The sequence below is a fragment of the Actinoplanes sp. L3-i22 genome (assembly GCF_019704555.1).
Taxonomy (GTDB): domain Bacteria; phylum Actinomycetota; class Actinomycetes; order Mycobacteriales; family Micromonosporaceae; genus Actinoplanes.
Genome location: NZ_AP024745.1, coordinates 7026505 through 7048943 on the forward strand (window position 1 = coordinate 7026505; position 22439 = coordinate 7048943).

The following is a 22439-nucleotide window of genomic DNA, read 5'->3' on the forward strand; positions in this document are numbered from 1 at the left end:
TCAGAGGAATTAAACATTTCCGCGTACGAATTGAGAATGGACCTGCACGAAAATCCCGCCCCATGATGGGTTCATGAACGTCCCCGGCTCCGCTGCAGTGGTCGTCATCGGTGGTGGCGCGATCGGCGTCAGCACCGCCTTTCACCTGGCCGAAGCCGGTGTCCGCGACGTCGTGCTGCTGGAGCGCGACGACCTCGGCGGCGGCTCGACGTGCAGGGCCGCGGGCGGCGTCCGCGCGCAGTTCTCCGACCGGATCAACATCGAGCTGGGCGCGCGCAGCCTGCGGGCGTTCGCCGACTTCACCCGGCGCCCGGGGCAGGAGATCGACCTGCACCGGTCCGGCTATCTGTTCCTGCTGTCCACCGCCGAGGATGTCGCCTCCTTCGAGCGTGACGTCGCCCTGCAGAACTCGCTCGGCGTGCGCAGTCGCATGATCAGTGCCGCCGAGGCGAAGGCGCTCTCCCCGCTGATCGAGACCGACGGGCTGCTCGGCGCGGCCTGGTCGCCCGACGACGGGCACTGCACGCCGGAGTCGGTGGTGCTCGGCTATTCCCGGGGCGCCCGGCGGCACGGGGCGACCCTGCTCACCGGGGTGGCGGTGACCGGGATCGACATGGCGGGTGGCACGGTCACCACCGATCGCGGGACGATCGCGGCGGGGGCGGTGGTCTGTGCCGCCGGGGCCTGGTCGGGGGCGCTCGGGGAGCTGGCCGGGACGTCGCTGCCGGTCACTCCGTTGCGGCGGCAGATCATTTTCACCGAGCCGATGCCGGAGTTGACCGGGGCGGTGCCGTTCACGATCGACTTCGCCAGCACGTTCTACTTCCATCGCGAGGGGCCGGGGCTGCTGATGGGGATGTCCGATCCGGATCAGGAGCCGGGCTTTCACCTGGACTACTCGGAGGAGTGGTTGCCGCGGTTCGGGGCGGCGATCGGGGTGCGGGCTCCGCGGCTGCTCGACGTCGGGCTGCGTAACGGGTGGGCCGGGCTCTACGAGGTGACGCCGGATCACAACGCGCTGATCGGCCGGGCGGCGAATTTCTTCTACGCGACCGGGTTCTCCGGGCATGGTTTCCTGCAGGCGCCGGCGGTCGGCGAGGTGATCCGGGATCTTTATCTGGACCGGGCGCCGGTGGTGGACGTCGGGCCGCTCACCGCGGAACGATTCGTCGCGGGGGCCGGCGGGCGGCCCGAGTCGCACATCGTCTGACGGCCGCCGGCGCACACGTCGTCTCGTGGTCTCCGTATCGGACATCGTCCGGTGGCTTTCGTCGAGCGGGTTTCGCCCGGCAGGTTTCGTGCGGTGGTTTCTTCCGGTGGTTTCTTCGGGTGGTTTCGTGCCGCAGGTTTCTTCCGGTGGTTTCGTGCGGTGGTTTCTTCCGGTGGTTTCGTGCGGTGGTTTCTTCCGGTGGTTTCGTGCCGCAGGTTTCTTCCGGTGGTTTTCGTCAGCACTTCCGGTGGTTTTCGTCAGCAGAAGGGGAACGGCAATGGTTCCGCAATGGCGGCTCCGGGCGAGGTTCGCCCAGGAGCTCTCCACGATGTACGGGCGGGAGGTTCCCGCCTACACCACGCTGGTCCAGGTCTCCGAACAGGTCAACACCGATGTGGTACGCCGGGACGGCCGCGCCGCCGAACGCCTGGGCTCGATCGGCCGGATCACCGCGGAGCGGCACGGCGCGATCCGGGTCGGCACGCCGGCCGAGCTCGGGCAGGTCGCCCGGATCTTCGGGGCGCTCGGCATGCATCCGGTCGGCTTCTACGACCTGCGCGACGCCGCGAGCAGTTCGGTGCCGGTAATTTCCACCGCGTTCCGGCCGATCGACGCCGGGGAGCTCGCGCGCAACCCGTTCCGGGTCTTCACCTCGATGCTGACCCCGGCCGACCCGCGGTTCTTCACGCCGGAACTCCGCAAGCGGCTGGAGACGTTCCTGGCCGGCCGGCAGCTGTTCGGGCCGGAGCTGCTGGAGCTCGCCGACCGGGCCGAACGCGAGGGCGGCCTGGCCGAGGACGACGCAGAAAACTTCCTTCGCCGCGCGGTGCAGGCTTTCGAGCTGTCTCCCGAGCCGGTCGACCGGGCCTGGTACGGCGAGCTGGAGAAAATTTCCGCCGTCGCCGCAGACATCGGGGGCGTCCGCAGCACGCACGTCAACCACCTGACGCCGCGTGTGCTGGACATCGACGAGCTCTACCGCCGGATGACCGGCCTGGGCATCTCGATGATCGACGAGATCCAGGGGCCGCCGCGCTGGCACGGCCCGGACGTGTTGCTGCGGCAGACGTCGTTCCGGGCGCTGGCCGAGGCTCGGACGATGCGCGAGGCCGACGGCACGATCGGCACCGGGGCGCTGCGGGTGCGCTTCGGCGAGGTGGAGGCGCGGGGCATCGCGCTCACGCCGGCTGGGCGGGCCCGCTACGACGCGCTGCTCACCGAGGTGGACCGGCGCCTCGCCGCTGCCGATCAGCGCCCGGCCACCTCCGATCGGCGCCCGCCTTCGTCCGACGGCGTGCGCGCCGAGGTCGCGGGCCAGCGCCCGGCTTCGTCCGACGGCATGCGCGCCGAGATTGCGGGCCGCCGCCTGGCGTCGTCCGACGGCGTGCGCGCTGAGATCGCGGCCCCGGGCTCGGCTTCGCCCGGGGGCCTGCGCGCCGAGATCGCGGCCGATGTCTGGGCGCAGGGCCTGCCGGACACCGAGGCGGGTCTGCGCGAGGCCGATCTCGCCTATTTCGCGTATACCGTGAGCCCGGTCCGGCCGAGCGCCGCCACCCCGCCGCGCAGCCTCGCCGAACTGGTCGACCAGGGCTGGGTGACCGCCACCCCGATCGTCTACGAGGACTTCCTGCCTCGCTCGGCCGCCGGGATCTTCCAGTCCAACCTCAGCGCGGAGGGCACCCGCGACACCACCCAGGCCGCCGTCGCCTACGACCAGGACTGGCTCGCCGGGGCGGTCGGCCGGGACATCCACGACCCGTTCACGCTCTACGCCCAGGAACAGGCCGCGTCGATCGCGGCGGTCGCCACCCAGCTCGGCACAGTCATCACCCAGCCCGGCGCAGGCGCCACCCAGCTCGGCACAGCCGTCACCCAGCCCGGCGCAGGCGCCACCCAGCTCGGCACAGCCGTCACCCAGCCCGGCGCAGGCGCCACCCAGCTCGGCACAGCCGTCACCCAGCCCGGCGCAGGCGCCACCCAGCTCGGCACAGCCGTCACCCAGCCCGGCACCCCGGAGGTAACCCGATGAACACCGACCAGCTGCGCGAACGCGCCCGGACCAGTCTTGCCCGGATCGGCGCCACCGTGCCCGACGGGACGGATCTTTTCGCCCGCTCCCCGATCACCGGTGACAATCTCTTCGGGCTCCGAGCCACCACCGCGGACGAGGCGATCCGGGCGATCGACGAGGCCGACGAGGCGTTCCGGACCTGGCGGACCACGCCGGCCCCATTGCGCGGCGAACTCGTCCGCATCCTCGGCGAGCTGCTGCGCGAGCACAAGGCCGACCTCGCCGACCTGATCACCATCGAGGTCGGCAAGATCCGCTCGGAGGCGCTCGGCGAGGTCCAGGAGATGATCGACATCTGCGACTTCGCAGTCGGATTGTCCCGGCAGCTCTACGGCAAGACGATCGCGTCCGAGCGGCCCGGTCACCGGCTCGCCGAGACCTGGCATCCGCTCGGCGTCGTCGGCGTGATCTCGGCGTTCAACTTCCCGGCCGCGGTCTGGTCCTGGAACACCGCGCTCGCGCTGGTCTGCGGCGACGCGGTGGTGTGGAAGCCCAGCGAACTGACCCCGCTGGTCTCGCTGGCCACCAGCCACCTGCTCGACCGGGCGATCGAGCGGGCCAGCGCGCCCGCCCACCTGCACCGGCTGCTGCTCGGCGACCGCGACCTCGGCTCCCTCCTCGTCGAGAGCCCGCGGGTCAGCCTGGTCAGCGCGACCGGCTCGACCCGGATGGGCCGGGAGGTCGGGCCGCGGGTCGCCGCCCGGTTCGGCCGGGTGCTGCTCGAACTCGGCGGCAACAACGCGGCGATCGTGGCCCCATCGGCGGACCTCGAGCTCACCCTGCGCGGTGTCGTGTTCGCGGCGGCCGGGACAGCCGGGCAGCGCTGCACCACCCTGCGCCGGCTGATAGTCCACCGGGACGTCGCCGACCAGTTCGTGGAGAAGCTGGCCGCGGTCTACGGACGGTTGCCGATCGGCGACCCGTTCGACGAGAACACCCTGGTCGGACCGGTGATCACCGAGGCCGCCGCGGCGTCGATGACGGCCGCGCTGGACCGTGCCCAGGCCGAGGGCGGCAAGATCGTAGCGGGCGGAGCACGCGTAGCCGCTGACGGCGGAGCACGCGTAACCACTGACAGCGGAGCACGCGTAGCCGCTGACAGCGGAGCGCACGTGGCCGCTGACGGCGGCACCTCCATCCAGCCCGCGAGCGGTGGCGGGGCTTATGTCCAGCCGGCGATCGTGCGGATGCCGCGGCAGACCGCGGTGGTCCGGGAGGAAACTTTCGCCCCGATCCTCTATGTGCTCACCTACGAGACATTCGAGGAGGCGGTGGCGCTGCACAACGACGTACCCCAAGGGTTGTCGTCCTCGATCTTCACCCGGGATGTGCAGGAGGCGGAGCGCTTCCTGGCCGCCGACGGATCCGACTGCGGGATCGCGAACGTCAACATCGGCACGTCCGGGGCGGAGATCGGCGGCGCGTTCGGCGGTGAGAAAGAAACCGGCGGCGGGCGCGAGTCGGGATCGGACGCGTGGCGCGCCTACATGCGACGGGCCACCAACACGATCAACTATTCGAGCGAGCTGTCCCTGGCCCAGAACGTAAGTTTCTTCAGCTGACCGGCTCCCGGCGCGGGTTCGCACGGCGCGGCCATGAAGGAAACTTCCTGCCGCGGTGGCGCCGTCGCGAAATGCACCGTCCGGACCGGGCCGACCGGGGAGAACATACTGCCGGGCGCCGAGGCCTTCAGCGCGCCCGGCTCGGCACCACGCAACTTCGTCGTGCGCGTCCACCGCGGTCACAGCGAGATCTACGTGCCGCTAGTCCCCCAGGAGGTCCCATCGGTTGCCGGCGATGTCCAGGAAGACCGCGACCTTGCCGTACGGCTCGGCGCGGGGCTCGCGCACGAACGTGACGTCGGCCTCGGACATCCGCCGGTAGGTTGCGTCGAAGTCGTCGACGCGAAGGAAAAAACCGACACGGCCGGCCGTCTGGTCGCCGACGGCGGCGCGCTGGTCCTCGTCGTCGGCGCGGGCGAGCAGGATCCCGGTCTGCGCGCCGGGCGGGCGGACCACCACCCAGCGCTTGGGCAGCCCGTCGGTGGTCAGCGACGGCGAGTCCTCGACCAGGTCGAACCCGAGCACGCCGGTGAAGAACGCGATGGCCGGGTCGTACTCGTCCACGATCAGCGCCACCAGGTCGATCCGCATACCACCAGCCTAGAGCCGTCGAGGGCCCGAACCCTGGCAATGCCCGTCCCGGCCCGGCCCCGCCTGGGCCCCTCATCGGGCCGCTCTCGGACGAGCCCATCAGCCGAGGCGGGCCAGTCACCCGCATCGCCATCGCCATCGCCACCGCCACCGCCACCGTCGCCGCCGCCACCGCCGCCGCCACCGCCGCCGCCGCCACCGCCGCCGCCACCGCCGCCGCCGCCGTCGCCGTCGCCGCCACCGTCGCCGTCGTCGCCGCCGCCACCGCCGTCGTTCCAGGATCAGGCCGTGATGGCGACTGCGTGGAGGTGGCCGACGACCTCGCGGACACCGTCGCTGTCCGGGACACCGAGAACCGTGCTGGCGGAGTTCTGGTCTCCACGCACGATCGGTGGTCGGCGTTCCTGGCCGGGGTCAAGCGGGGCGAATTCGGCGTGACCGGCTGACGCCGTACGGCGAAATGGGGAAGCCCGGCCGGAAGCGGCCCGGCGGCGGACCGCGTGATGGAGCGGCGTCCTGCCTGATGGGCTGTGATTGACTAGCACGCATGACCGCTGAGCCGACCGCGGCCACCCGCCCCCGCAACCGCAAGCAGTTGATCATCGAGGCGGCCGGACAGGTGTTCAGCGAGCGGGGCTACCACGCGGCCTCGATGGAGGAAATTGCCGCCGGGGTCGGGATCAGTGCCGCCGCTTTGTACCGGCACTTCCCGAACAAGTACGCGCTGTTCGCCGAGTGCGCGAACGTGATGGTGGATCGGCTGGTCGCGGCGGTCGCCGAAGCGCCTCCGGAGGCGAGCCTGGCCGACGTGTTCACCGCCGTCATCCGGGTGACGGTCGCGCACCGGGCCTCGGGCGGGCTGTACCGGTGGGAGGCCCGGTACCTGGAGCCGGCCGATCGGCGGACGCTGCGCGCGAAGTTCGGGCAGGTCGTCGAGCGGATGACCGAGATGGTGCGGCGCGAGCATCCGGGGCCCGACGACCGGCTGCGGGCGGTGGCGGCGCTCGGCGCGATCGGATCGATCGCCATGCATCACACCTCGATCGCCCAGCGGCGGATCGAGGATCTGTTGCTGACCTCGGCGCTGCGGGTGGTCACGGCGGATCCGGCGGCGGCCGCGGGCAGTGCCCTGGTGGTCCAGTTGCCCGAGCGGCCGGTGCCGCGGACCCGGCGGGCGGAGATCCTGGCGGCGGCGATCCCGCTGTTCGCGCGGGACGGGTTCGCCAATGTGACGAACGTGCAGATCGCGCAGGCGGTGGGGCTCGCGCCGTCGGCGATCTACCGGCACTATCCCGGGAAGGTCGACATCCTGGCGGCGGCGTGTCTGCAGGCGGCGGGGCTGCTGGCGCAGGCGGTGGACCGGAGCCTGGACCCGGCCGCCGGGCCGCGGGCGACCGTGGTGGCGCTGGCCGCGGCCTACGTCGCCTACAGCTTCGAGCACAACGCGCTGACCAGCGTCGCCGAGGCGGAGATCGCCGGGCTGCCGGCCGGGCTGCAGCGGCCGCTGATCCTCGCGCAGCGGGAGCACATCGCGGTCTGGGAGCAGCAGTTGCGCCGGGCGCGGCCGGATCTGGACGCGCGCCAGACCCGGCTGCTGGTGCATGCCGGGTTCGGCGTGGTGGTCGAGGCCGGGCGTGCCCTGCGCTGGCAGAACACGCCCGCCCATCGTGATGCGGTGACCGCGCTGGTGATCGGCGCGCTGACCCTGTAAGAAAGTTTCAGGGGCGGTTCCCGGTCGGGATGGTGATCGGGGTGTAGCTGGTCGACGTCCCGTTGTTCAGGAACAGCATCGCCAGACCGCGCACGAACTGGTCGAACAGCGAGAACCCGGTCGGGATGATCGGTGACAGGCCTTCGCGGAACGCGACGTACGCCGGCCACCCGACCTCGATCAACGTGCGGGAGGCGTAGTCGCGGGGCAGCTTCAGCCAGTCCCCGATCTTGTCACTGAGCACGTACCGCGCGAACTCGCGCTGGAAGCCCTGGGTGACGCCGAGGTCCACCTGCGAGACGAGTCCGAGCAGGACGTCGGCGAGATTCACCCCCTCCGGGGTGGCCGCCATGATCGGGGTCAGCACGTACGCGGACTGCTGTTTCGCCGCCGCCCAGCTGGCCGGGATGAAGTCGTCGCGCACCCCGAGCAGGTGCAGCGCGACCTGCCACATGTGCAGGAACGCGTCCGACTCGGCGGCCGAGATCCGGATGCCCCAGGAGCTGAGCTTGCCGTACACGTAGGTGCCGAGGCTGTGAAAGGTGACCAGGATGTCGCCGTTGCTGATCGGGATGAAGTCCTGGTCGTTGGTGACCGCCCGCCACGCCGGGGACTGCGGCAGCAGGTGCCGCACGGCGGCGTGGGTCAGGCGGGTCTTGTTCGACGTGACGACGAAGTGGCCGGTCGGCTTGAACGCGTCGATCGCGCTCAGGTCGTACCCGTAGGTAAAGGTTTTCGCCGCCCGGGACTGCATGTCGGCGCCGCCGGCCGAGTAGTAGACGTTGCGGGCCTCGCGCGGGATGACCGTGCTCATGATGCCGCTGCCCAGGCCGTACAGCAGGAACAGGTACATGCTCATGCGCTTGTTGAACTGGGCCGCGCGCTCCAGCTTGACCGGGTCGGCCCACGACGGCAGCGTGTTGACCTGCCGCAGGTAGGCGGCCAGGTTCGCGGGCAGGCCGGCCGGGAGCGCGTCGCCGTTGTTCACCCACGTCTCGAACGCCGTGTTGACCGCCGGGATCTGCCCGCTGTCCAGGAGCGAGGCGACGAGCGGGTCGGTGGCGTCGTCCCAGACGCTCCACGGATCGGTGATCGTGTCGGTCGCGGCGATCGAGTCCTTCGACGACCACGCCCAGGCCGCGGACGGCTCCGCGACGCCCGCCAGGCCCAGCGCTGCACCAAGGGTCAGGACGCGCCTTCTGCTGAGATTCTGCATTCGCTTACCTCTTTCCCGGTCGGCCCGTCATCGCCTTGAACACCGGCTCGTGGCTGCGATACGAGCGTGTTTCGGTGTTATCCGGTGTGTGATTTTCCATTAACATAGACGGGCCTGAGGGAACCGGCAAGGGTCGAAGTTTCTCGATCTCCGAAGCCAGGCCGCCGGCAGGGTCAGCGGGCGTTGAGCCGGGCCGCCTGCCGGTTCAGGTGATCACGTTCGGACGCGTTGGTGGCCTTGCGGGCGGCCTCGGCGTAGCGCCGCGCCGCCGTCGCCAGGTCGCCGTCGCGCTCGTGCAGATACGCCGCCACCGCCGTCCAGCGCGGGAGCGTCGCGTCCAGCTCGGCCAGGGCGGCCAGGCCGGCGCGCGGGCCGTCCGCCTCGCCGACCGCCACCGCGCGGTTGAGGCGGACCACCGGGCTGCCGGTCAGGCGGGCGAGCTCGTCGTACCACTCGACGATCTGCACCCAGTCGGTCTCCGCCGCGGTCTGCGCGTCCGCGTGCAGGGCCGCGATCGCGGCCTGCGCCTGGAACTCCCCCAGCCGGTCGCGGGACAGCGCCAGCTGCAGGACGTTCACGCCCTCGGCGATCAGCGCCGTGTCCCACCGGCTCCGGTCCTGTTCGGCGAGCGGCACCAGACTGCCGTCGGGCGCGGTCCGGGACGCGCGCCGGGCGTGGTGCAGCAGCATCAGGGCGAGCAGCCCGGCCACCTCCGGATGATCGATGACGGTCACCAGCTGCCGGGTCAGCCGGATCGCCTCGGCCGCCAGGTCGACGTCGCCGGAGTAGCCCTCGTTGAACACCAGGTAGAGCACCCGCAGCACGGTCGCCACGTCACCCTGCTTGTCGAAGCGGACCCCGGCGACGGTGCGCTTGGCGCGGCTGATCCGCTGCGCCATGGTCGCCTCGGGCACCAGGTACGCGTCGGCGATCTGCCGGGTGGTCAGCCCGCCGACGGCCCGCAGGGTGAGCGCGACCGCCGACGACGGACTCAGCGACGGGTGCGCGCACAGGAAGTACAGCCGCAGCGTGTCGTCGGCCGCGGCGGCCGGGCCGGCCGGTGGCTCCTGGTCGACGAGGTCCTCGCGCCGGCGACGGGCGGTGTCCGCCCGCGCCACGTCGAGGAACCGCCGCCAGGCGACCGTCACCAGCCAGCCCTTGGCGTCCCGCGGCGGGTCGTCCGGCCAGGCCCGGACCGCCTCGACCAGCGCGTCCTGGACGGCGTCCTCGGCCGCCGCGAAGTCGGCTCCGCGGCGGACGAGGACCCCGATCACGCTGGGCGTGAGACTCCGGAGGAGCTCCGCGTTCATTCCGTGATGGTAGGCGGCTCGGTCAGGAACGGGCGCAGCTCGAGCCACTCGTGGATCGGCTTGCCACCGGCGCCGGGCGCGGCCGACAGCTCGCCGGCGAGCTCGACGGCCCGCTCGTAGCTGTCCACGTCGATGATCATCCAGCCGGCGATCAGGTCCTTGGTCTCGGCGAACGGACCGTCGGTGACCGGCGGGCGCCCGGGGCCGTCGTAGGACACCCAGGTTCCCTCCGGCGCCAGGGCCTGACCGTCGACGAACTCCCCGTTCGCCTCCAGCCGGGCCGCGAAGTCGTTCATGTACTGGATGTGGGCGGTGATTTCCTCCGGCGCCCACTTGTCCATCGGCACGTCGTTGACCGGAGCCGGGGCGCCACGGTAGTGCTTGAGCAGCAGGTACTTGGCCATCTCGTTGTCTCCTCGGTGCTCGTCCTCGGTGGTTCTCTGCCCCGGGGACGGAGCCGCACACGGGTTCTCGACATCCCCCGGCAAAATCTTTTCAAGATTTTCCTTGACCCCGACCTGAGGGTACGGGTTTAGCGTCGCCCTCATGATCCGTGACTACCTGCGGGCGTTGCCGGTGTTCGCCGGCGAACTGCCCAGCTTCAACCCGTCCGGGGCTCCGGGCCGGCCCGACGAGCTGTTCGTGACCTGGTTGTATGCGGCGGTCTCGGCCGGGGTGCGGGAGCCGCACGCGACGACGCTGTCGACGGTCGGGGCTGATGGCATACCGTCGGCACGGATTTTGATCGTGAAGAATGTCGACGCGGACGGGTGGCAGTTCGCGGTGCACGGGGCCAGTCCGAAGGGTCAGGATCTGGTGCGTCACCCGGCTGCGGCGCTGACGTTCCACTGGCCGGCGCAGGCTCGGCAGATCCGGCTGCGTGGTCCGGTCCGGGCCGCATCTCCCGCCGAGAGCGCCGCCGATTTCCTGGCCCGGCCGCCGGCTTCCCGCGCGGAGGCGTCGCTGGGGCGCCAGAGTCAGCCGCTCGACGACCGTGCCGACCTCGACAAGGCGCTTGCCGCGGTTGACCTCCCGGCCGGGCGGGCCATTCCGGAGTGGACGCTCTACACGCTCGCCCCGAGCGAGGTCGAGTTCTGGCAGGGCGACAAGCAGCGCAAGCACACGCGCTTGCGCTACATCCGCGCTGCTGCCGGCTGGAGCCGTGAGCTCCTCTGGCCGTAGCCGTTGGAAATTTCCTCCGGCCTCAGCCGCCGCCAACTTCCTTCGGCCCCAGCCCCTGGTGACTTTCTTCGTTGCCAGCCGCAGGTAATTTCCTTCGTTGCCAGCCGCAGGTAATTTCCTTCGTTGCCAGTCGCAGGTGATTTTCTTCGCCGTCAGGCTCTGGTGAGGACTACGTGATCGTCGCGGACTTCGCCGACCATGGCGAACGGTGATCGGTCGACATCCCGGCAGAAGGCGAGATCCTCGGACAGGTCTACGCGTGCGCGCTCGGGCAGTAGCGCGTAGGCCCGCTCGTGCTCGGCGGCACCGGCCACGATGCCCGCGACCAAGTCGGCGCGTTCCGGCGCTCCACCGTCGAGAAGATCGTTCAGGTAGTTCGCACAGGCCCGATCCTCCGCGGTACGGCCGGTGCAGATCAGCGTCCGCGGAACTCCGGGATGGTGGCGCGCGATCCAGCCAGCGGTGGCGCTGACGTTGCGCGCCGACGCCGCGAGCAGGGCGACCGGCCTCTCGGCCCGGGCCAGGCCGACCGTGCCGTTCGACGTAGCCTGAATGAGACGCCGGCCGCGCAGTTCCGCCGCCGACATCTCGAGCGGCGAGTTCCCGAAGTCGAAGTCGGCCGGCTTGAGCCCGTCGACCTCCCCGACGAGCAACCGGTCCGGGTACCGCCGCCGGAGATCCCGGCCGCCCCGGACCGACGGGGCGCAGGAAATTTCCGTCACGCCGCGCTCGAAGGCGACCGCGGCCGTCGTGAAGGCCCGGATGACGTCGATGACGACGACGACCGTGCCGGCCGGAACGACCTCATCCATCCCCGTGATCGACACAGCAGTGATCGTTCGCCACCGAGGCCTCTCCCGCAACGGAGATCTCACAACGGTCGTTCATCAGCGGTTTCAACTTGTCGGTTGACATCGGCGAGCCCGCGACATACGTTGACTTTCAACTGCTGGGTTGAAAGATTTTCTACCCGGCGAGACACCGAGGAGATGGTCACCGATGGCACTGCCCGACGAGCCCGCTGAGCGGCACCGGCAGATCGGCCGAGGGTTCACCGAGCGGGTGCGCGGCGCCCAGTCGTGGGATGCGCCGGCCCCGGTCGCCGGGTGGACCGCCCGCGACGTCCCGCGTCACCTGATCGAGTGGTTGCCGGCGTTCCTGGCGGGCGGCTCCGACGTCCGGCTCCCGGCCGGGCCGTCGGTCGACGACGATCCGGTCGCCGCGTGGCAGGCCCACTGCGACGCGGTGCAGGCCGTGCTCGACGACCCGGCGACGGCCGGCCGCGTGCTGACCAACCCGCACCTCGGCGAGCTGCCGCTGGATCGGGCGATCGACCAGTTCTACACGTCCGACGTGTTCATGCACACCTGGGACCTGGCCCGCGCCACCGGCCAGGACGAGCACCTCGACCCGGAGTTCTGCGCGCAGCTGCTGGCCGGCATGGAGCCGATGGAGGAGATCATCCGCTCGTCGGGGCAGTACGGCCCGGCCGTGCCGGTGAAGGAAGGTTCCGACGCCCAGACCCGGATGCTGGGCTTCATCGGCCGCGATCCGGAGTGGACTCCCTGACCCGGTGCGGATCCTCCGGGGACAGCCAGGCGTCCGGGTCGTCGAGGCAGTGCCGGTCGACGGCCCGGGTCAGCGCCGCCACCGCGGCCCGGACCACCGGCCGCGGCTCGTCCCCCCGCGACACCAGTGACCAGGTCCAATAGGGTGCCGGGTGATGGATCGGGCGGGCCACCAGATCCGGCGGGACCGGCACGGTCTGGCTCTTCGGGTTGTTGACGACCGGGCGGCCCAGCCGCCGCACGTGGTGGTGGAACGCCGGCCCGGTCGACCCGCCCTCGGCGACATTTTCCACCGTCGCGCCGGTCTCGGCGGCCAGCGCCAGGGCCCAGCGGTTCCAGGACGACCAGCTGTTCTCGTCCGCGTCGACGATGATGACGGTGTCCCGGGCGCGGACCGGGCCGGTCTCGGAGCCGGTGCTGATCGCGTAGAGCCGGTCGGCACCGAGCAGCCGTGCTTCCAGCTTCTCCTGCGCCAGCACCGGCGCGGGAACCCAGCAGATCGCCAGGTCGAGGCCGCCCTCGACGACCCGGGCGGCCTGGGCGTGCGAGGGCAGCACCCACGCGTCCACGATCAGTTGCGCGGTCCCGGCGACCTGCTCCTCGAGGTCCGCGGGACGCCAATTGACGTAGCCCAGGCGCACCGGGCCCGAGGCGGACAGGCCCGTCGCCGTACGCCGCAGCTCGTCGGCCTGGTCGAGCAGGGCCTTGACGCGCGGCAGCAACAGCGCCCCGGCCGGGGTCAGCGCGACCGTCCGGCGGTCCCGGTCGAACAACCGCGTGCCGAGGTCCCGCTCCAGGGTCTTGATCTGCTGCGACAGCGACGGCCCGGCGATCCGCAGGCGCTCGGCCGCCCGCGCGTAGCTCAGCTCCTCGGCGACCGCGACGAAGTACCGCAGCTGACGTAGCTCCATCGGCCCAGCTTAAGACGCTGATAGGCCGGGCCTCTCAGCCGAGAGGAAGCCGGTCGTGCCGGACGTCCGTATCCCGAGAGATGGTCTTGGCAGAAAGGTTCTTCCAGCTCATCGAGGGAGCACGAAAATGTCGAAGGTTGTCGTCGTCACCGGGGCTTCGCAGGGCATCGGCGCCGCCACCGTCGCCGCCTACCGCAAGCTCGGCTGGAACGTGGTCGCGAACTCGCGGACCATTCCGGCATCGGACGACCCCGGGGTGCTCGCAGTGCCGGGTGACATCGCCGATCCGGCGGTCGGCGCCCGCGTCATCGAGGCCGGCCTGACGGAATTCGGCCGCATCGACACGGTCGTGAACAACGCCGGTGTCTTCATCGCGAAACCGTTCACCGATTACACGGCCGACGATTTCGACGCGGTGGCCGGCGTCAATCTGCGCGGATTCGTCAGCGTCACCCAGCCGGCGATCGCCGCGATGCTGGAACAGGGCGGCGGGCACGTCATCACGATCACCACCAGCCTGATCGATCACGCGCTGAGCAGCGTGCCGGCCTCGTTCGCGGCGCTCACCAAGGGCGGGCTGAACGCGGCGACCCGATCGCTCGCGGTCGAATACGCGGGCCAGGGCATCCGGTTCAACGCGGTCGCGCCCGGCATCGTGCGCACCCCGATGCACCCGGCGGAGACGCACGAGTTCCTCGCCGGGCTGCACCCGATCAGCCGCCTCGCCGAGCCGGACGAGATCACCGACGCCATTCTCTTCCTGGAGAACGCCACCTTCGTCACCGGCGAGATCCTGCACGTCGACGGCGGCCAGAGCGCGGGTCATTAATTCTTCTTCCGGTCGCGGCCACTTACCGGGCCGGGTTTTGGTTTGACCGCCACCAGCCACGGACGTCGCCCTTCCGGGCCTCGCGTTCTGGGCGCGCCAGCGCCCTGCGAGGCCCGGAAGGGTCCCCGCGGGAGCGACGATCTGTACCCCGGCGGACATAGGAAAAAGTGAATTAAAATCTGTTCTTTGGTTTGGAGACAATGATGTCCACTCGCACCTATGCCGAAAAGGCTCTGCGGGACGTACTCGACGCCTGGCAACAGGCGATCGGCGTGCACGACTTCGACCGGGTCGCCGCCCTGTTCACCGTGGACGCGGTCTTCCAGGGCCTGCGGCCCTACAGCGTCGGCCGCCCCGGGGTGGCCGCCTACTACGAGTCCCAGCCACTCGGCATGACCGTCGACTACCGCATCGTGACGGCGGAACAGCTCGCCGACGACGTCGTCCTGGGCTGGATCGCGGCGGACTTCAGTTTCGCCGAAGAATTCCGCCCGCCGCTCCCGGTCAGCCTGACCGTGGTCGTCCGCGCGGGCGCGATCGCCCACTACCACGTCTCCCCACGCATCGATGCCCACTGATGGCACCTAGGTGCTGCGGTCGCCCTGGGTGCGGGTGAGGGCGAGGAACTCGCGGATCGTCAGGGCCTCGCCGATGATCTTCTCGATCGGCAGGTCGACACCGAGCTCCCACTGCACCCGGACGATGAACCGGGACGCCGCGGTCACGTCGAAGTCCGGGAAGATCGTGGTCAGCGGGTCGTCGAGGATCCCCGGGCGGCCGTCGACGTGACCGCCGAGCTCGGTGGCGAGGCGCCGGATCCAGAGCGGGATCTGGAAGTGCTCCATCACGTCGTCCAGGAACTGGGCCCACGCCGCAGTCTGGTCGGTGGCGTGGTTGCCGGCGACGTCGAAGGTCCGCAGACCGTACCGTTGCTCAAGAAATCGTCTCTCCGGGAGTTCGAGGCCGTACCCGACGAAGTAGCCGTTCGGAGTGTCGTCGCCGAGCCGGAACCGCAGTTGGTGCAGGGCGTTCAGCAGGTCCCAGTCGGTCAGGGAGTAGCCGAGGAACAGCACCGGCCGGCGGGCGAGCAGTTCGCCGAGACCCCGCTCCACCTGCTCGTACGCGGTGCTGAACGACAGCAGGTCGTCCTCGGAGAGGATCAGCCGGTCCCGGCTGTGCCCGATGCACCCGTGCACCTTGAGTACCCACGGTTCGGCCGGTGACTCCGGAATGTAGCGCCACGGTCCGGGCTCGTGCAGGGACAACACCCGCGGGTCGGCGCCCCGGGTGGTCCGCAGCGACCGTTCGAGCAGCTGGTCGAAGTTGGTGGTGGCGAAGAGGCTGACCGGCAACTGGCTGATCTTGGTGTGCAGGATGCCGGGGTCCCGGACCCGGCCGATCTCCTTGGCGATCAGCTCGGTGAAGGCGCGCGCCCCGAGCACCTGCCGGCACAGGTCGGCGGTGCGCAGGTTGCTGTACTCCCGGGTGAGTCTCGCCCGGGCCCGCATCAGCCGGACCAGGTCGGCCCAGGACGGCAGCCCGGCCGCGATGGAGATCCCGGCGCCCAGGAACACCACGCATTTCCCGGTCTCGATCTCCTGGGCCAGAACCGTGAGATTCGGGTCCTGCGTGTAGTCCTCCGCCATCTGCCACCGGCCCGTCCGTCAGCGGTCCCGAATCTGCTCCAGGATGCCGGCGGTCCAGCTCGCCGCCAGCACACTGCGGTCGAAGGCGCGGCTCTTGCCCGCCCGGATCGCGTCCAGCCAGCGGTCCTGGGCGGCCGCCGGATCGGCCGGCAGCACCGCGCCGGGACGGAACGGGGCGGTGGCACCGGCGCCGTCCGGCTCGCTGGGATTCAGGGTGAGTTGCCCGGTCATCGAGACCGTGGCCGTGCCCCGCGAGCCCATCACCACGCACATCTCGCCGGACGGGTACTGGGACCAGCCGAGCTCGACCGAGCACAGGGCGCCCGAGTCCGGGAGGATCAGCGAGAGCAGGAACATGTGCTCCAGGGCCGGGGCGCTCTTCCGCACGCCGACCAGCTCGGCCGGGCCGAACAGGTGGTGGACCAGGGACAGGGCGTACGGCCCCATGTCGGCGGAACAGCCCATGCCGAGCGCGTACGCCGGGTCGAAGATGGAGCCGGGGTCGTCCACCGGCTCGTGGAAGAACCGCCGGACGTCGCGGTGGTAGTCGACCGGCCCGGGGATGCTGACCCGGACCCGGACGAAGCTGATCTCCCCGAGCGCGCTGCCGGCGAGGAGCCCGGCGAGCTCCTGGACGCCGGGGACGAACTCGACCAGCGGCAGCGTCAGCACGTTGCGGTCGCTCGCGGTCGCGGCCGCCACCAGCGTGGCGCCGTCCGCCGCGGTGAACGCCACCGGTTTCTGCACCATCACGTGCTTGCCGGCGGCGATCGCCGCCAGGGCCAGCCGCAGATGGCTCGCCGGCCAGGCCGCGATGATCACGCCGGCCACCTCGTCGTCGGCCAGAACCGTGTCGACGTCGGCGATCGCGGACGGCGGGATCCGGCACCGCAGCCGCAGCGCCTCGGCACGGGACCGGTCCGGATCACAGAGGTACCGGATGGTCAGGTCGTCGGGATTGCGCCAGAGGGCGGGGACGTGCGAGAGGGCCGCGATGCCGCCGCACCCGATGATCGCCACGTTGGTAGCCGGCACGATGCCCCCGTCCCCCAGATCTCTCTAGGGCTTACCACGTCCACCCCGGCGATCGAGAGAGTTGGACGTGCCATTACGCCGGACGGACGACATCACGTGCCACCCGCTCCGGCACACCGGCGGCCGGTTGATCCTGTCGTACGCTGCGAGGATGGACGTTGCCGGGCTGTGGGCCGAGATGGCCGATCGGGTCCTCCCGGAGCTGCGGGAGTGGCGGCGGCGACTGTCCGAGGTGGGCGTGCGCCGCAAACCCGACGACACCTTCCTGACCGATGCCGATCTCGCGGTGCAGGAAAGCATCGTCGCCCTGATCCGCGCCGCGGACCCCGGCGCCCCGATCGTCGCCGAAGAGGGGCGGGACGATCCCGAGCGGGCGTCCTGGGCCGGGCGGGTCTGGGTCGTCGACCCGATCGACGGGACCAGCCAGTTCATCCGGCCCGGGGCCACCGAGTTCTGCAGCGTGATCTGCCTGGTCGAGGACGGCATCCCGGTCGCCACGCTGGTACTGGCACCGGAGATCGGCCCGGACCGGTCGGCGGTGCGGATCCAGGTCGACGGTGACGGCGCGCCCGTCACCGTCAACGGCGGGCCGGCCGCGCCGGTGCCGCGCGGGATCCGCGAGGCGTCGGTCACCCGGAGCGCGTCGGCCGGCGCCCAGTTCGCCGACGAGCGGCTCGCCGCCGACCGCTGGACGATCAAGGAGAAGGCCACCTCGCAGACCCTCGACCTGGTCCGGACGTGCGTGGACCTGCGCGCGGTCACCGCGCCCGCGCTCACGCCGTTCGCCCTGTTCTACCGGGAACGCCAGAAGATCTGGGACGGCGCCGCCGGGATGTGCCTGGCCCGCGCCGCCGGCCTGCGCGTCACCGACCGGGACGGCCGGGACCAGCTCCCGCTCCGGCTCGGCCTGGACGTGCCCGAACCGGTCCTGGACAGCGTGCTCGTCGCCCCGGCCGACACGACCGATTGGCTCCTCGGCCGCTGATGATCGGCGGGGCGCGGGCTACGCGGGCAGGCGGACCTCGAAGCGGCAGCCCCCGGCGATGTTGCCGGCCCGGACCCGCCCGCCGTGCGCCTCCACCAGCCCGCGCACGATGGCCAGCCCGAGCCCACCCCCGCCGGCCCCGTCCGGGGTCCGCGCCCGCGTCCCCCGGAACGCCACGTCGAACAGCCGCGGCAGATCCTCCTCGGGGATCCCGCCGCAGCTGTCCGACACCGCGAACCACACCTCCCGGGTGTCCCGCCCGGCCTCGATGTGGATGGTCCCGTTGGCCGGCGTGTACCGCACCGAGTTGGTAAGTAAGTTACTGACGATCCGGTTCAGCTCGGCCGCCCCGCCGGACACGATCGGCCAGCTCCCGCCGGCCGCGACGACCCGGATGCCGCGCCCGAGCGCGATCGGCGTGACCGCGGCGACCGCGTCGGACACCAGGTCGCCGAGCGGCAGCACGGTCGGGGTCAGCACCAGCGCCCCGGCGTGGATCCGGGACAGCTCGAACAGGTCGTCGACCAGCCCGCTCATCCGGCCGGTCTCGGCGCCGATGCGCCGGTGGTACTCGGCGACGGTGGCCCGGTCGGTGACCACGCCGTCCTGCAGCGCCTCGGTCATCGCGCGCAGCCCGGCGAGCGGGGTGCGCAGGTCGTGCGACACCCAGGCGACCAGGTCGCGGCGGCCGGCCTCCATCCGCCGTTCCCGGTCGCGGGCCTCGGCGGCCCACATCGCGGCGGCCGCCAGCCGCCGCCCGAAAACGGTCCCGAGGCCCAGGCTGACCAACGCGGACGCGACCACGGTGAGCAGCACCACCTGCATGTCGTGGGCGGAAAGAAACATCGCCCGGGCGACCGTGACGACACCGGCGACGACCGCGGTGACGGTAATTACCAACAGCACACTGACGTGCACGGCGATCGACCGGCCGCGCAGCAGCCGCAGCACGCCGGCGCCGGCCAGCCCGACGAGAGCGCCGGCGGCCAGCGAGTACAGGCCGATCAGCAGGATGTCACGCATGGCCGGCCGTCTCGTACCGGTAGCCGACGCCCCACACGGTGACCAGCCGGGCGGGCGCCGCCGGATCGGTCTCGATCTTCTCCCGCAGCCGGCGGACGTGCACGGTGACCGTCGACTGGTCGCCGAACCGCCAGCCCCACACCTTGTCGAGAAGTTCCGCCCGGGAGAACGCCTGGGCGGGATTCCGCAGCAGGAACTCCAGCAGGTCGAACTCGCGCACGGTCAGCGCGAGGGTCTGCCCGCCGAGTTCGGCGGTCCGCCGCCCGGTGTCGGCGACCAGGTCACCGTCGCGCAGCAGCGCCGGGCGCGGCGGGACGGCCGGCGCGGTCCGCCGCAGCACCGACCGGACGCGCAGGGTCAGCTCGCGCGGGCTGAACGGCTTGGTCACGTAGTCGTCGGCGCCGACCTCCAGACCCAGCACCCGATCACTCTCCTCGCCCAGCGCGGTCAGCATCACCACCGGGAGTCCGGGCTGGTCACGCTGGAGACGGCGGCACACCTCGATGCCGTCGATGCCGCCGAGCATCAGGTCGAGGACGACCAGATCGGGGCGTTCGGCGTCGACGGCGGCGAGCGCGGCGAGGCCGTCGGCGGCCAGCCGCACCCGGCAGCCGTCCTGTTCGAGGTAGCGCCGCACGACGTCGCTGACGGTCGGATCGTCGTCGACGACGAGCACCTGGTGGGTCACCCTCGCAGGCTACCGACGCCGCGCCCCGCGGAACCTTTCGATTCCCTTACGGCACGTCAGAGCGACCAACGGCACCAAGATCAAAATCAAGAGCAGGCCTTTCCCGTACGGGCGGGGCAGCACCGTGGGATTGCCGGCGTCCCGCCCGAAGCCCAGCACGAGCGGCAGCGCCACCACGATCACCGCCAGGTCGGTGATCGCCGCGAGCCGGACGGTCGCCTGCCAGCGCGCCGGGACGAACCGGCGCAGCACCCGGCCCACGCCCGCGACCAGTGGAAGGAAAAATCCGTCGTGCAGCACCAGAAGCACGGCGCCGAACACCAGGACGCCGACGAGGTTGACGTCGGCGTCGAGGATCGCCCCGAGCACGCCGTACCCCATGATCAGTAACCCCGCGCCGATCAGCGGACGTCTCATGACGCCCTCCGCACGACGATCCGGCCGACCCATTTGGTCTGCAGGACGCCCGGCCGGTTCGGCGCGATCAGCCGCGCCGGGAAGCCGTGGTCGAGCGCGAGCGGCTCACCGCCGAGCCGCAGCGCGATCAGGGCCCGCGCGTCGGCCGGATCCTCCAGGACGGATGTCCGATAACGGCCGCCCGCCTGCAGCGACTCGACCTCCGCGGTGCAGTCGCCGGGGTCGGCTCCGAGTAAACCCAAAAGATCCTTCATCCGTACGCCGGTCCAGGTCCCGACCGAGCTCCAGCCCTCGACGCAGGCGATCGGCAGGACCGTGGTGTGCTGCGGCAGCGCCTGCAGGTCGGCGAGGCTAAGTGCGACAGTCCGTCCGAAACCGGTCACGGTGAGCCGGTAGTCCGGGTGCAGCGCGGCGTCGCGGACCCCGGCCGAGGCGGCGGTGCGGTTGACGGGCAGGCCCTGCGGTCCGGTGCCGGGGCGGCGGGGCGCGAGCAGGGCGATCGGGGACAGGAACCGGACGGTCTGGCCGAGCGTGGCCAGCGTGATCACCCCGGCCGCGACACCGATCGCCACCAGAAAGTTCCGGCGCTCGTTTGCGGGGTCCCGGCGGCTTTCGGCGATGCCCCGACTGCCGTCGGTAATGTCCTGGCTGTTTTCGACGACGCCCCGGCGGCTTTCTTCGACGGCGCCCCGGCGGTCTTCGACGCCGCGCTGACGGTTTCTTTCGACGGCGCCCCGGCGGTTCTCGGTGGCGCTTTGACGGTTCTTTTCTTCGACATGCTGGCGGTTTCTTTCGACCACGCTCGGGCGGCTTTCGGTGACGTCCTGGCGGCGCAGTGCCTCACGGACCACCGGCAGTTGCACCCCGATGTGGCTGACCAGCGCGCCGGTCACCACCCAGGCCACCCAGTAGTGGGCGTCGGTAAAGAAGAACGGCATCGGGCCGTACCAGTGGGCAATGTTCAACACGCCGCTGACCAGCTGGATCAGCGCCGCCCCGACCAGCGCCGCGACGCTGATCCGCTCGGCGGCGTGCAGAACGCCGCGGACCGGCGGCCAGGCGAACAGACGCGGATAGACCGACCAGAGTTTCGCGCCGAGCAGCGGCACGGTAGCCAGCCCGGTCGCGACGTGCAGGCCCTGCGTGAACCGGTACAGCCCAGCCGGCCGGGACGGCAGCCACAGCCAGGCGGGCGGATGCTGCAGCACGTGGCTGTACAGGCCGGTGACAAAGCAGATCCCGAACGCGATCCCCAGCGCGATCCCGAGTTGGCTGGTCAGCCGCGTGGACCGCAGCGGCGACGTAAACGACTCCGGACGCACCGGCGGTTGGTTCAGCCAACTCCCAAGCCGCCTCAACCGTTCCACGCGTCCCACGCCCGCAAGACGTCCCACCTTCCCAAGGCGTCTCACACGCTCGAGAGGTCCCGTGCTTCCAAGGCGTGCCACATTCCCGAGCCCTCTCATGTTCCAGAGACGTCTGACGCTCCCGAGGCCTCTCAAGCTCCCGAGACGGTTCAAGCGCCCGAGATGGCTCAAGCGGTCAGGCTGGCGAACCATCGCCCCTCCTCGGACCAGCTCGCGGCCAGGCGCAGGCCAGCCGCCCGCGCCGGGCGGACCACCTCATCGGCGGCGACCTGAGCCCAGCGCAACGGCGCCCCGGAAGCGGCACCCCCGGTGTGCAGAGTGGCCGGACCAGCCCAACTTCCGGCACCGGGCGGGGACAACTCGACGTGGACGCGACCGCCCACCGCGAGCAGTTCCCGGCAGCGCCGCAACAGCGCAACCGGGTCACCCCCGATACCGATGTTGCCGTCGGCCAGCAGCAGGTGCTCCCAACGGCCATGCCCCGGCAGCGGCCCGAACACGTCCCGGCGCAGGGCCAGAGCTCCGCGGTCCCGGGTGAGCCGCACGGCGGCGGCGCTGACGTCGATACCGAGCGCCGTCCGTCCCCGCTGCAGCAGCGCCGCAGTGAGCCGGCCGGGCCCGCAGCCAACGTCCAGGGTCGCGCCGGCGCACCGGTCGAGCAGACCGTCGTCGCCTGGCCGATGCGCGCCACACCAGTCAGCCGCGTCGATCCGGTACTCGCGCCCGCCGGCGTCCCGCAGGATCAGCGGACTCGGATACCCGGCCGCCGCCCGGTGCAGCGCCCGGTCGAAGGCATCGAGAGCGGCCCGGTCGCCAGGTGGGCAGACAACGGCAGGCGCGGTCACGAGCGGCTCCCGGCAACAATTGTCGTCGCCGCGCCCGCCCCGACGGCGATCGTTTTCGCCGCACCCACTCCCGCAGCGGTTGTTTCCGCCGCACGCGTTCCCGCGGCAGTTGTCTTCGCCGCACCCACTCCGGTGGCAGTTGTTTTCGCCGCCCCCACTCCCGTGGCGGTGGCGGTGGTCTCCGCCGCATCCGCTCTCGCGGTGGTTGTTTTTGCCCCGGCCGCTTCCACGGCGGTTGTCTTCGCCAGGTTCGCTCCCGCAGCGGTTGTTTT

Annotated in this window: 23 protein-coding genes; 10 read left to right on the top strand and 13 right to left on the bottom strand. The window is 71.2% G+C overall.

The window, feature by feature from the left end:
• Positions 1-73: 73 nt before the first annotated feature.
• The 3 genes from L3i22_RS31605 (at position 74) to L3i22_RS31615 (ending at position 4843) form a co-directional block, all read left to right on the top strand.
• Complete coding sequence (locus L3i22_RS31605; protein WP_221321148.1) at positions 74-1210, top strand: FAD-binding oxidoreductase; 1137 nt, start codon at positions 74-76, stop codon at positions 1208-1210.
• A gap of 277 nt (positions 1211-1487) precedes the next feature.
• Entirely contained in the window at positions 1488-3239 is a 1752-nt protein-coding gene (locus tag L3i22_RS31610; protein WP_221321149.1) for a 2-oxoadipate dioxygenase/decarboxylase family protein, read from the top strand.
• Positions 3236-4843 carry an aldehyde dehydrogenase family protein gene (locus L3i22_RS31615; protein WP_221321150.1) on the top strand — a complete coding sequence of 536 codons (1608 nt, stop codon included), beginning with the start codon at positions 3236-3238 and terminating at the stop codon, positions 4841-4843. Before L3i22_RS31610 ends, L3i22_RS31615 begins: the two co-directional genes overlap by 4 nt.
• Before the next feature lie 201 nt (positions 4844-5044).
• Here the strand turns inward: L3i22_RS31615 and L3i22_RS31620 are convergent, their stop codons facing one another.
• Complete coding sequence (locus L3i22_RS31620; protein WP_221321151.1) at positions 5045-5434, bottom strand: VOC family protein; 390 nt, start codon at positions 5432-5434, stop codon at positions 5045-5047.
• Between the two features lie 137 nt (positions 5435-5571).
• Between L3i22_RS31620 and L3i22_RS54690 the strand changes: the two genes are divergently transcribed.
• Together L3i22_RS54690 and L3i22_RS31630 are read left to right on the top strand one after the other, a co-directional pair.
• Positions 5572-5880: a DUF397 domain-containing protein gene (locus L3i22_RS54690; protein ID WP_221330251.1), complete on the top strand. Its 309-nt coding sequence runs from the start codon at positions 5572-5574 to the stop codon at positions 5878-5880.
• Between the two features lie 101 nt (positions 5881-5981).
• Positions 5982-7145, top strand: coding sequence for a TetR/AcrR family transcriptional regulator (locus tag L3i22_RS31630; RefSeq protein WP_221321152.1), 1164 nt, complete (start codon positions 5982-5984; stop codon positions 7143-7145).
• A gap of 7 nt (positions 7146-7152) precedes the next feature.
• On the opposite strand, the gene L3i22_RS31635 is transcribed toward L3i22_RS31630, so the two are convergent.
• The 3 genes from L3i22_RS31635 to L3i22_RS31645 all read right to left on the bottom strand — a co-directional run bounded on the left by L3i22_RS31635 (position 7153) and on the right by L3i22_RS31645 (position 10075).
• Positions 7153-8361: an oxygenase MpaB family protein gene (locus L3i22_RS31635; RefSeq protein WP_221321153.1), complete on the bottom strand. Its 1209-nt coding sequence runs from the start codon at positions 8359-8361 to the stop codon at positions 7153-7155.
• 173 nt (positions 8362-8534) lie between these two features.
• Positions 8535-9671, bottom strand: a complete 1137-nt coding sequence (locus L3i22_RS31640) for an RNA polymerase sigma factor (protein WP_221321154.1) — start codon at positions 9669-9671, stop codon at positions 8535-8537.
• Positions 9668-10075 (bottom strand): YciI family protein, encoded by a 408-nt coding sequence (locus tag L3i22_RS31645; RefSeq protein ID WP_221321155.1) that lies wholly within the window; start codon positions 10073-10075, stop codon positions 9668-9670. The genes L3i22_RS31640 and L3i22_RS31645 overlap by 4 nt, the downstream gene beginning before the upstream one ends.
• Positions 10076-10217: 142 nt before the next feature.
• On the opposite strand from L3i22_RS31645, the gene L3i22_RS31650 reads away from it, so the two are divergent.
• Positions 10218-10853 carry a pyridoxal 5'-phosphate synthase gene (locus L3i22_RS31650; RefSeq protein ID WP_221321156.1) on the top strand — a complete coding sequence of 212 codons (636 nt, stop codon included), beginning with the start codon at positions 10218-10220 and terminating at the stop codon, positions 10851-10853.
• 152 nt (positions 10854-11005) lie between these two features.
• Here L3i22_RS31650 and L3i22_RS31655 read toward each other — a convergent pair whose 3' ends face one another.
• Positions 11006-11665, bottom strand: a complete 660-nt coding sequence (locus tag L3i22_RS31655) for a 2-phosphosulfolactate phosphatase (RefSeq protein ID WP_221321157.1) — start codon at positions 11663-11665, stop codon at positions 11006-11008.
• A gap of 187 nt (positions 11666-11852) precedes the next feature.
• Here L3i22_RS31655 and L3i22_RS31660 point away from each other — a divergent pair, with 187 nt between their 5' ends.
• Positions 11853-12422 carry a TIGR03086 family metal-binding protein gene (locus L3i22_RS31660; protein WP_221321158.1) on the top strand — a complete coding sequence of 190 codons (570 nt, stop codon included), beginning with the start codon at positions 11853-11855 and terminating at the stop codon, positions 12420-12422.
• Here L3i22_RS31660 and L3i22_RS54430 read toward each other — a convergent pair.
• Entirely contained in the window at positions 12391-13332 is a 942-nt protein-coding gene (locus L3i22_RS54430; RefSeq protein ID WP_221321159.1) for a LysR family transcriptional regulator, read from the bottom strand. The two genes, L3i22_RS31660 and L3i22_RS54430, sit on opposite strands and share 32 nt — an antisense overlap.
• 127 nt (positions 13333-13459) lie before the next feature.
• On the opposite strand from L3i22_RS54430, the gene L3i22_RS31670 reads away from it, so the two are divergent.
• Together L3i22_RS31670 and L3i22_RS31675 are read left to right on the top strand one after the other, a co-directional pair.
• A complete protein-coding gene (locus tag L3i22_RS31670) occupies positions 13460-14161 on the top strand; it encodes an SDR family NAD(P)-dependent oxidoreductase (protein ID WP_221321160.1) in 702 nt (233 codons plus the stop codon).
• 203 nt (positions 14162-14364) lie between these two features.
• Positions 14365-14739 (top strand): hypothetical protein, encoded by a 375-nt coding sequence (locus L3i22_RS31675; protein WP_221321161.1) that lies wholly within the window; start codon positions 14365-14367, stop codon positions 14737-14739.
• Positions 14740-14745: 6 nt separating this feature from the next.
• Here the strand turns inward: L3i22_RS31675 and L3i22_RS31680 are convergent, their stop codons facing one another.
• Both L3i22_RS31680 and L3i22_RS31685 read right to left on the bottom strand, forming a co-directional pair.
• Positions 14746-15807, bottom strand: coding sequence for an SIR2 family protein (locus tag L3i22_RS31680; protein WP_221321162.1), 1062 nt, complete (start codon positions 15805-15807; stop codon positions 14746-14748).
• A gap of 18 nt (positions 15808-15825) precedes the next feature.
• The gene (locus tag L3i22_RS31685; protein ID WP_221321163.1) at positions 15826-16842 is read right to left on the bottom strand and encodes a Gfo/Idh/MocA family protein; all 1017 of its coding nucleotides are present in this window, start codon (positions 16840-16842) and stop codon (positions 15826-15828) included.
• Positions 16843-16993: 151 nt separating this feature from the next.
• Between L3i22_RS31685 and L3i22_RS31690 the strand changes: the two genes are divergently transcribed.
• Positions 16994-17827, top strand: coding sequence for an inositol monophosphatase family protein (locus tag L3i22_RS31690; protein WP_221321164.1), 834 nt, complete (start codon positions 16994-16996; stop codon positions 17825-17827).
• An 18-nt stretch (positions 17828-17845) separates the two neighbouring features.
• Here the strand turns inward: L3i22_RS31690 and L3i22_RS31695 are convergent, their stop codons facing one another.
• The 5 genes from L3i22_RS31695 to L3i22_RS31715 all read right to left on the bottom strand — a co-directional run bounded on the left by L3i22_RS31695 (position 17846) and on the right by L3i22_RS31715 (position 22101).
• Entirely contained in the window at positions 17846-18850 is a 1005-nt protein-coding gene (locus L3i22_RS31695; RefSeq protein ID WP_221321165.1) for a sensor histidine kinase KdpD, read from the bottom strand.
• The gene (locus tag L3i22_RS31700) at positions 18843-19538 is read right to left on the bottom strand and encodes a response regulator transcription factor (protein ID WP_221321166.1); all 696 of its coding nucleotides are present in this window, start codon (positions 19536-19538) and stop codon (positions 18843-18845) included. Before L3i22_RS31700 ends, L3i22_RS31695 begins: the two co-directional genes overlap by 8 nt.
• Positions 19539-19547: 9 nt before the next feature.
• Positions 19548-19955, bottom strand: a complete 408-nt coding sequence (locus L3i22_RS31705) for a hypothetical protein (protein WP_221321167.1) — start codon at positions 19953-19955, stop codon at positions 19548-19550.
• Positions 19952-21403: a molybdopterin-dependent oxidoreductase gene (locus tag L3i22_RS31710; protein ID WP_370644262.1), complete on the bottom strand. Its 1452-nt coding sequence runs from the start codon at positions 21401-21403 to the stop codon at positions 19952-19954. The genes L3i22_RS31705 and L3i22_RS31710 overlap by 4 nt, the downstream gene beginning before the upstream one ends.
• A gap of 86 nt (positions 21404-21489) precedes the next feature.
• Positions 21490-22101 carry a class I SAM-dependent methyltransferase gene (locus L3i22_RS31715; RefSeq protein WP_370644552.1) on the bottom strand — a complete coding sequence of 204 codons (612 nt, stop codon included), beginning with the start codon at positions 22099-22101 and terminating at the stop codon, positions 21490-21492.
• Between the last annotated feature and the right edge of the window lie 338 nt (positions 22102-22439).

Coding starts and splice junctions, on each gene's coding strand:
- L3i22_RS31605 (WP_221321148.1), top strand. CDS start 74: ATGAACGTCCCCGGCTCCGCTGCAGTGGTCGTCATCGGTGGTGGCGCG.
- L3i22_RS31610 (WP_221321149.1), top strand. CDS start 1,488: ATGGTTCCGCAATGGCGGCTCCGGGCGAGGTTCGCCCAGGAGCTCTCC.
- L3i22_RS31615 (WP_221321150.1), top strand. CDS start 3,236: ATGAACACCGACCAGCTGCGCGAACGCGCCCGGACCAGTCTTGCCCGG.
- L3i22_RS31620 (WP_221321151.1), bottom strand. CDS start 5,434: ATGCGGATCGACCTGGTGGCGCTGATCGTGGACGAGTACGACCCGGCC.
- L3i22_RS31630 (WP_221321152.1), top strand. CDS start 5,982: ATGACCGCTGAGCCGACCGCGGCCACCCGCCCCCGCAACCGCAAGCAG.
- L3i22_RS31635 (WP_221321153.1), bottom strand. CDS start 8,361: ATGCAGAATCTCAGCAGAAGGCGCGTCCTGACCCTTGGTGCAGCGCTG.
- L3i22_RS31640 (WP_221321154.1), bottom strand. CDS start 9,671: ATGAACGCGGAGCTCCTCCGGAGTCTCACGCCCAGCGTGATCGGGGTC.
- L3i22_RS31645 (WP_221321155.1), bottom strand. CDS start 10,075: ATGGCCAAGTACCTGCTGCTCAAGCACTACCGTGGCGCCCCGGCTCCG.
- L3i22_RS31650 (WP_221321156.1), top strand. CDS start 10,218: ATGATCCGTGACTACCTGCGGGCGTTGCCGGTGTTCGCCGGCGAACTG.
- L3i22_RS31655 (WP_221321157.1), bottom strand. CDS start 11,665: ATGGATGAGGTCGTTCCGGCCGGCACGGTCGTCGTCGTCATCGACGTC.
- L3i22_RS31660 (WP_221321158.1), top strand. CDS start 11,853: ATGGCACTGCCCGACGAGCCCGCTGAGCGGCACCGGCAGATCGGCCGA.
- L3i22_RS54430 (WP_221321159.1), bottom strand. CDS start 13,332: ATGGAGCTACGTCAGCTGCGGTACTTCGTCGCGGTCGCCGAGGAGCTG.
- L3i22_RS31670 (WP_221321160.1), top strand. CDS start 13,460: ATGTCGAAGGTTGTCGTCGTCACCGGGGCTTCGCAGGGCATCGGCGCC.
- L3i22_RS31675 (WP_221321161.1), top strand. CDS start 14,365: ATGTCCACTCGCACCTATGCCGAAAAGGCTCTGCGGGACGTACTCGAC.
- L3i22_RS31680 (WP_221321162.1), bottom strand. CDS start 15,807: ATGGCGGAGGACTACACGCAGGACCCGAATCTCACGGTTCTGGCCCAG.
- L3i22_RS31690 (WP_221321164.1), top strand. CDS start 16,994: ATGGACGTTGCCGGGCTGTGGGCCGAGATGGCCGATCGGGTCCTCCCG.
- L3i22_RS31695 (WP_221321165.1), bottom strand. CDS start 18,850: ATGCGTGACATCCTGCTGATCGGCCTGTACTCGCTGGCCGCCGGCGCT.
- L3i22_RS31705 (WP_221321167.1), bottom strand. CDS start 19,955: ATGAGACGTCCGCTGATCGGCGCGGGGTTACTGATCATGGGGTACGGC.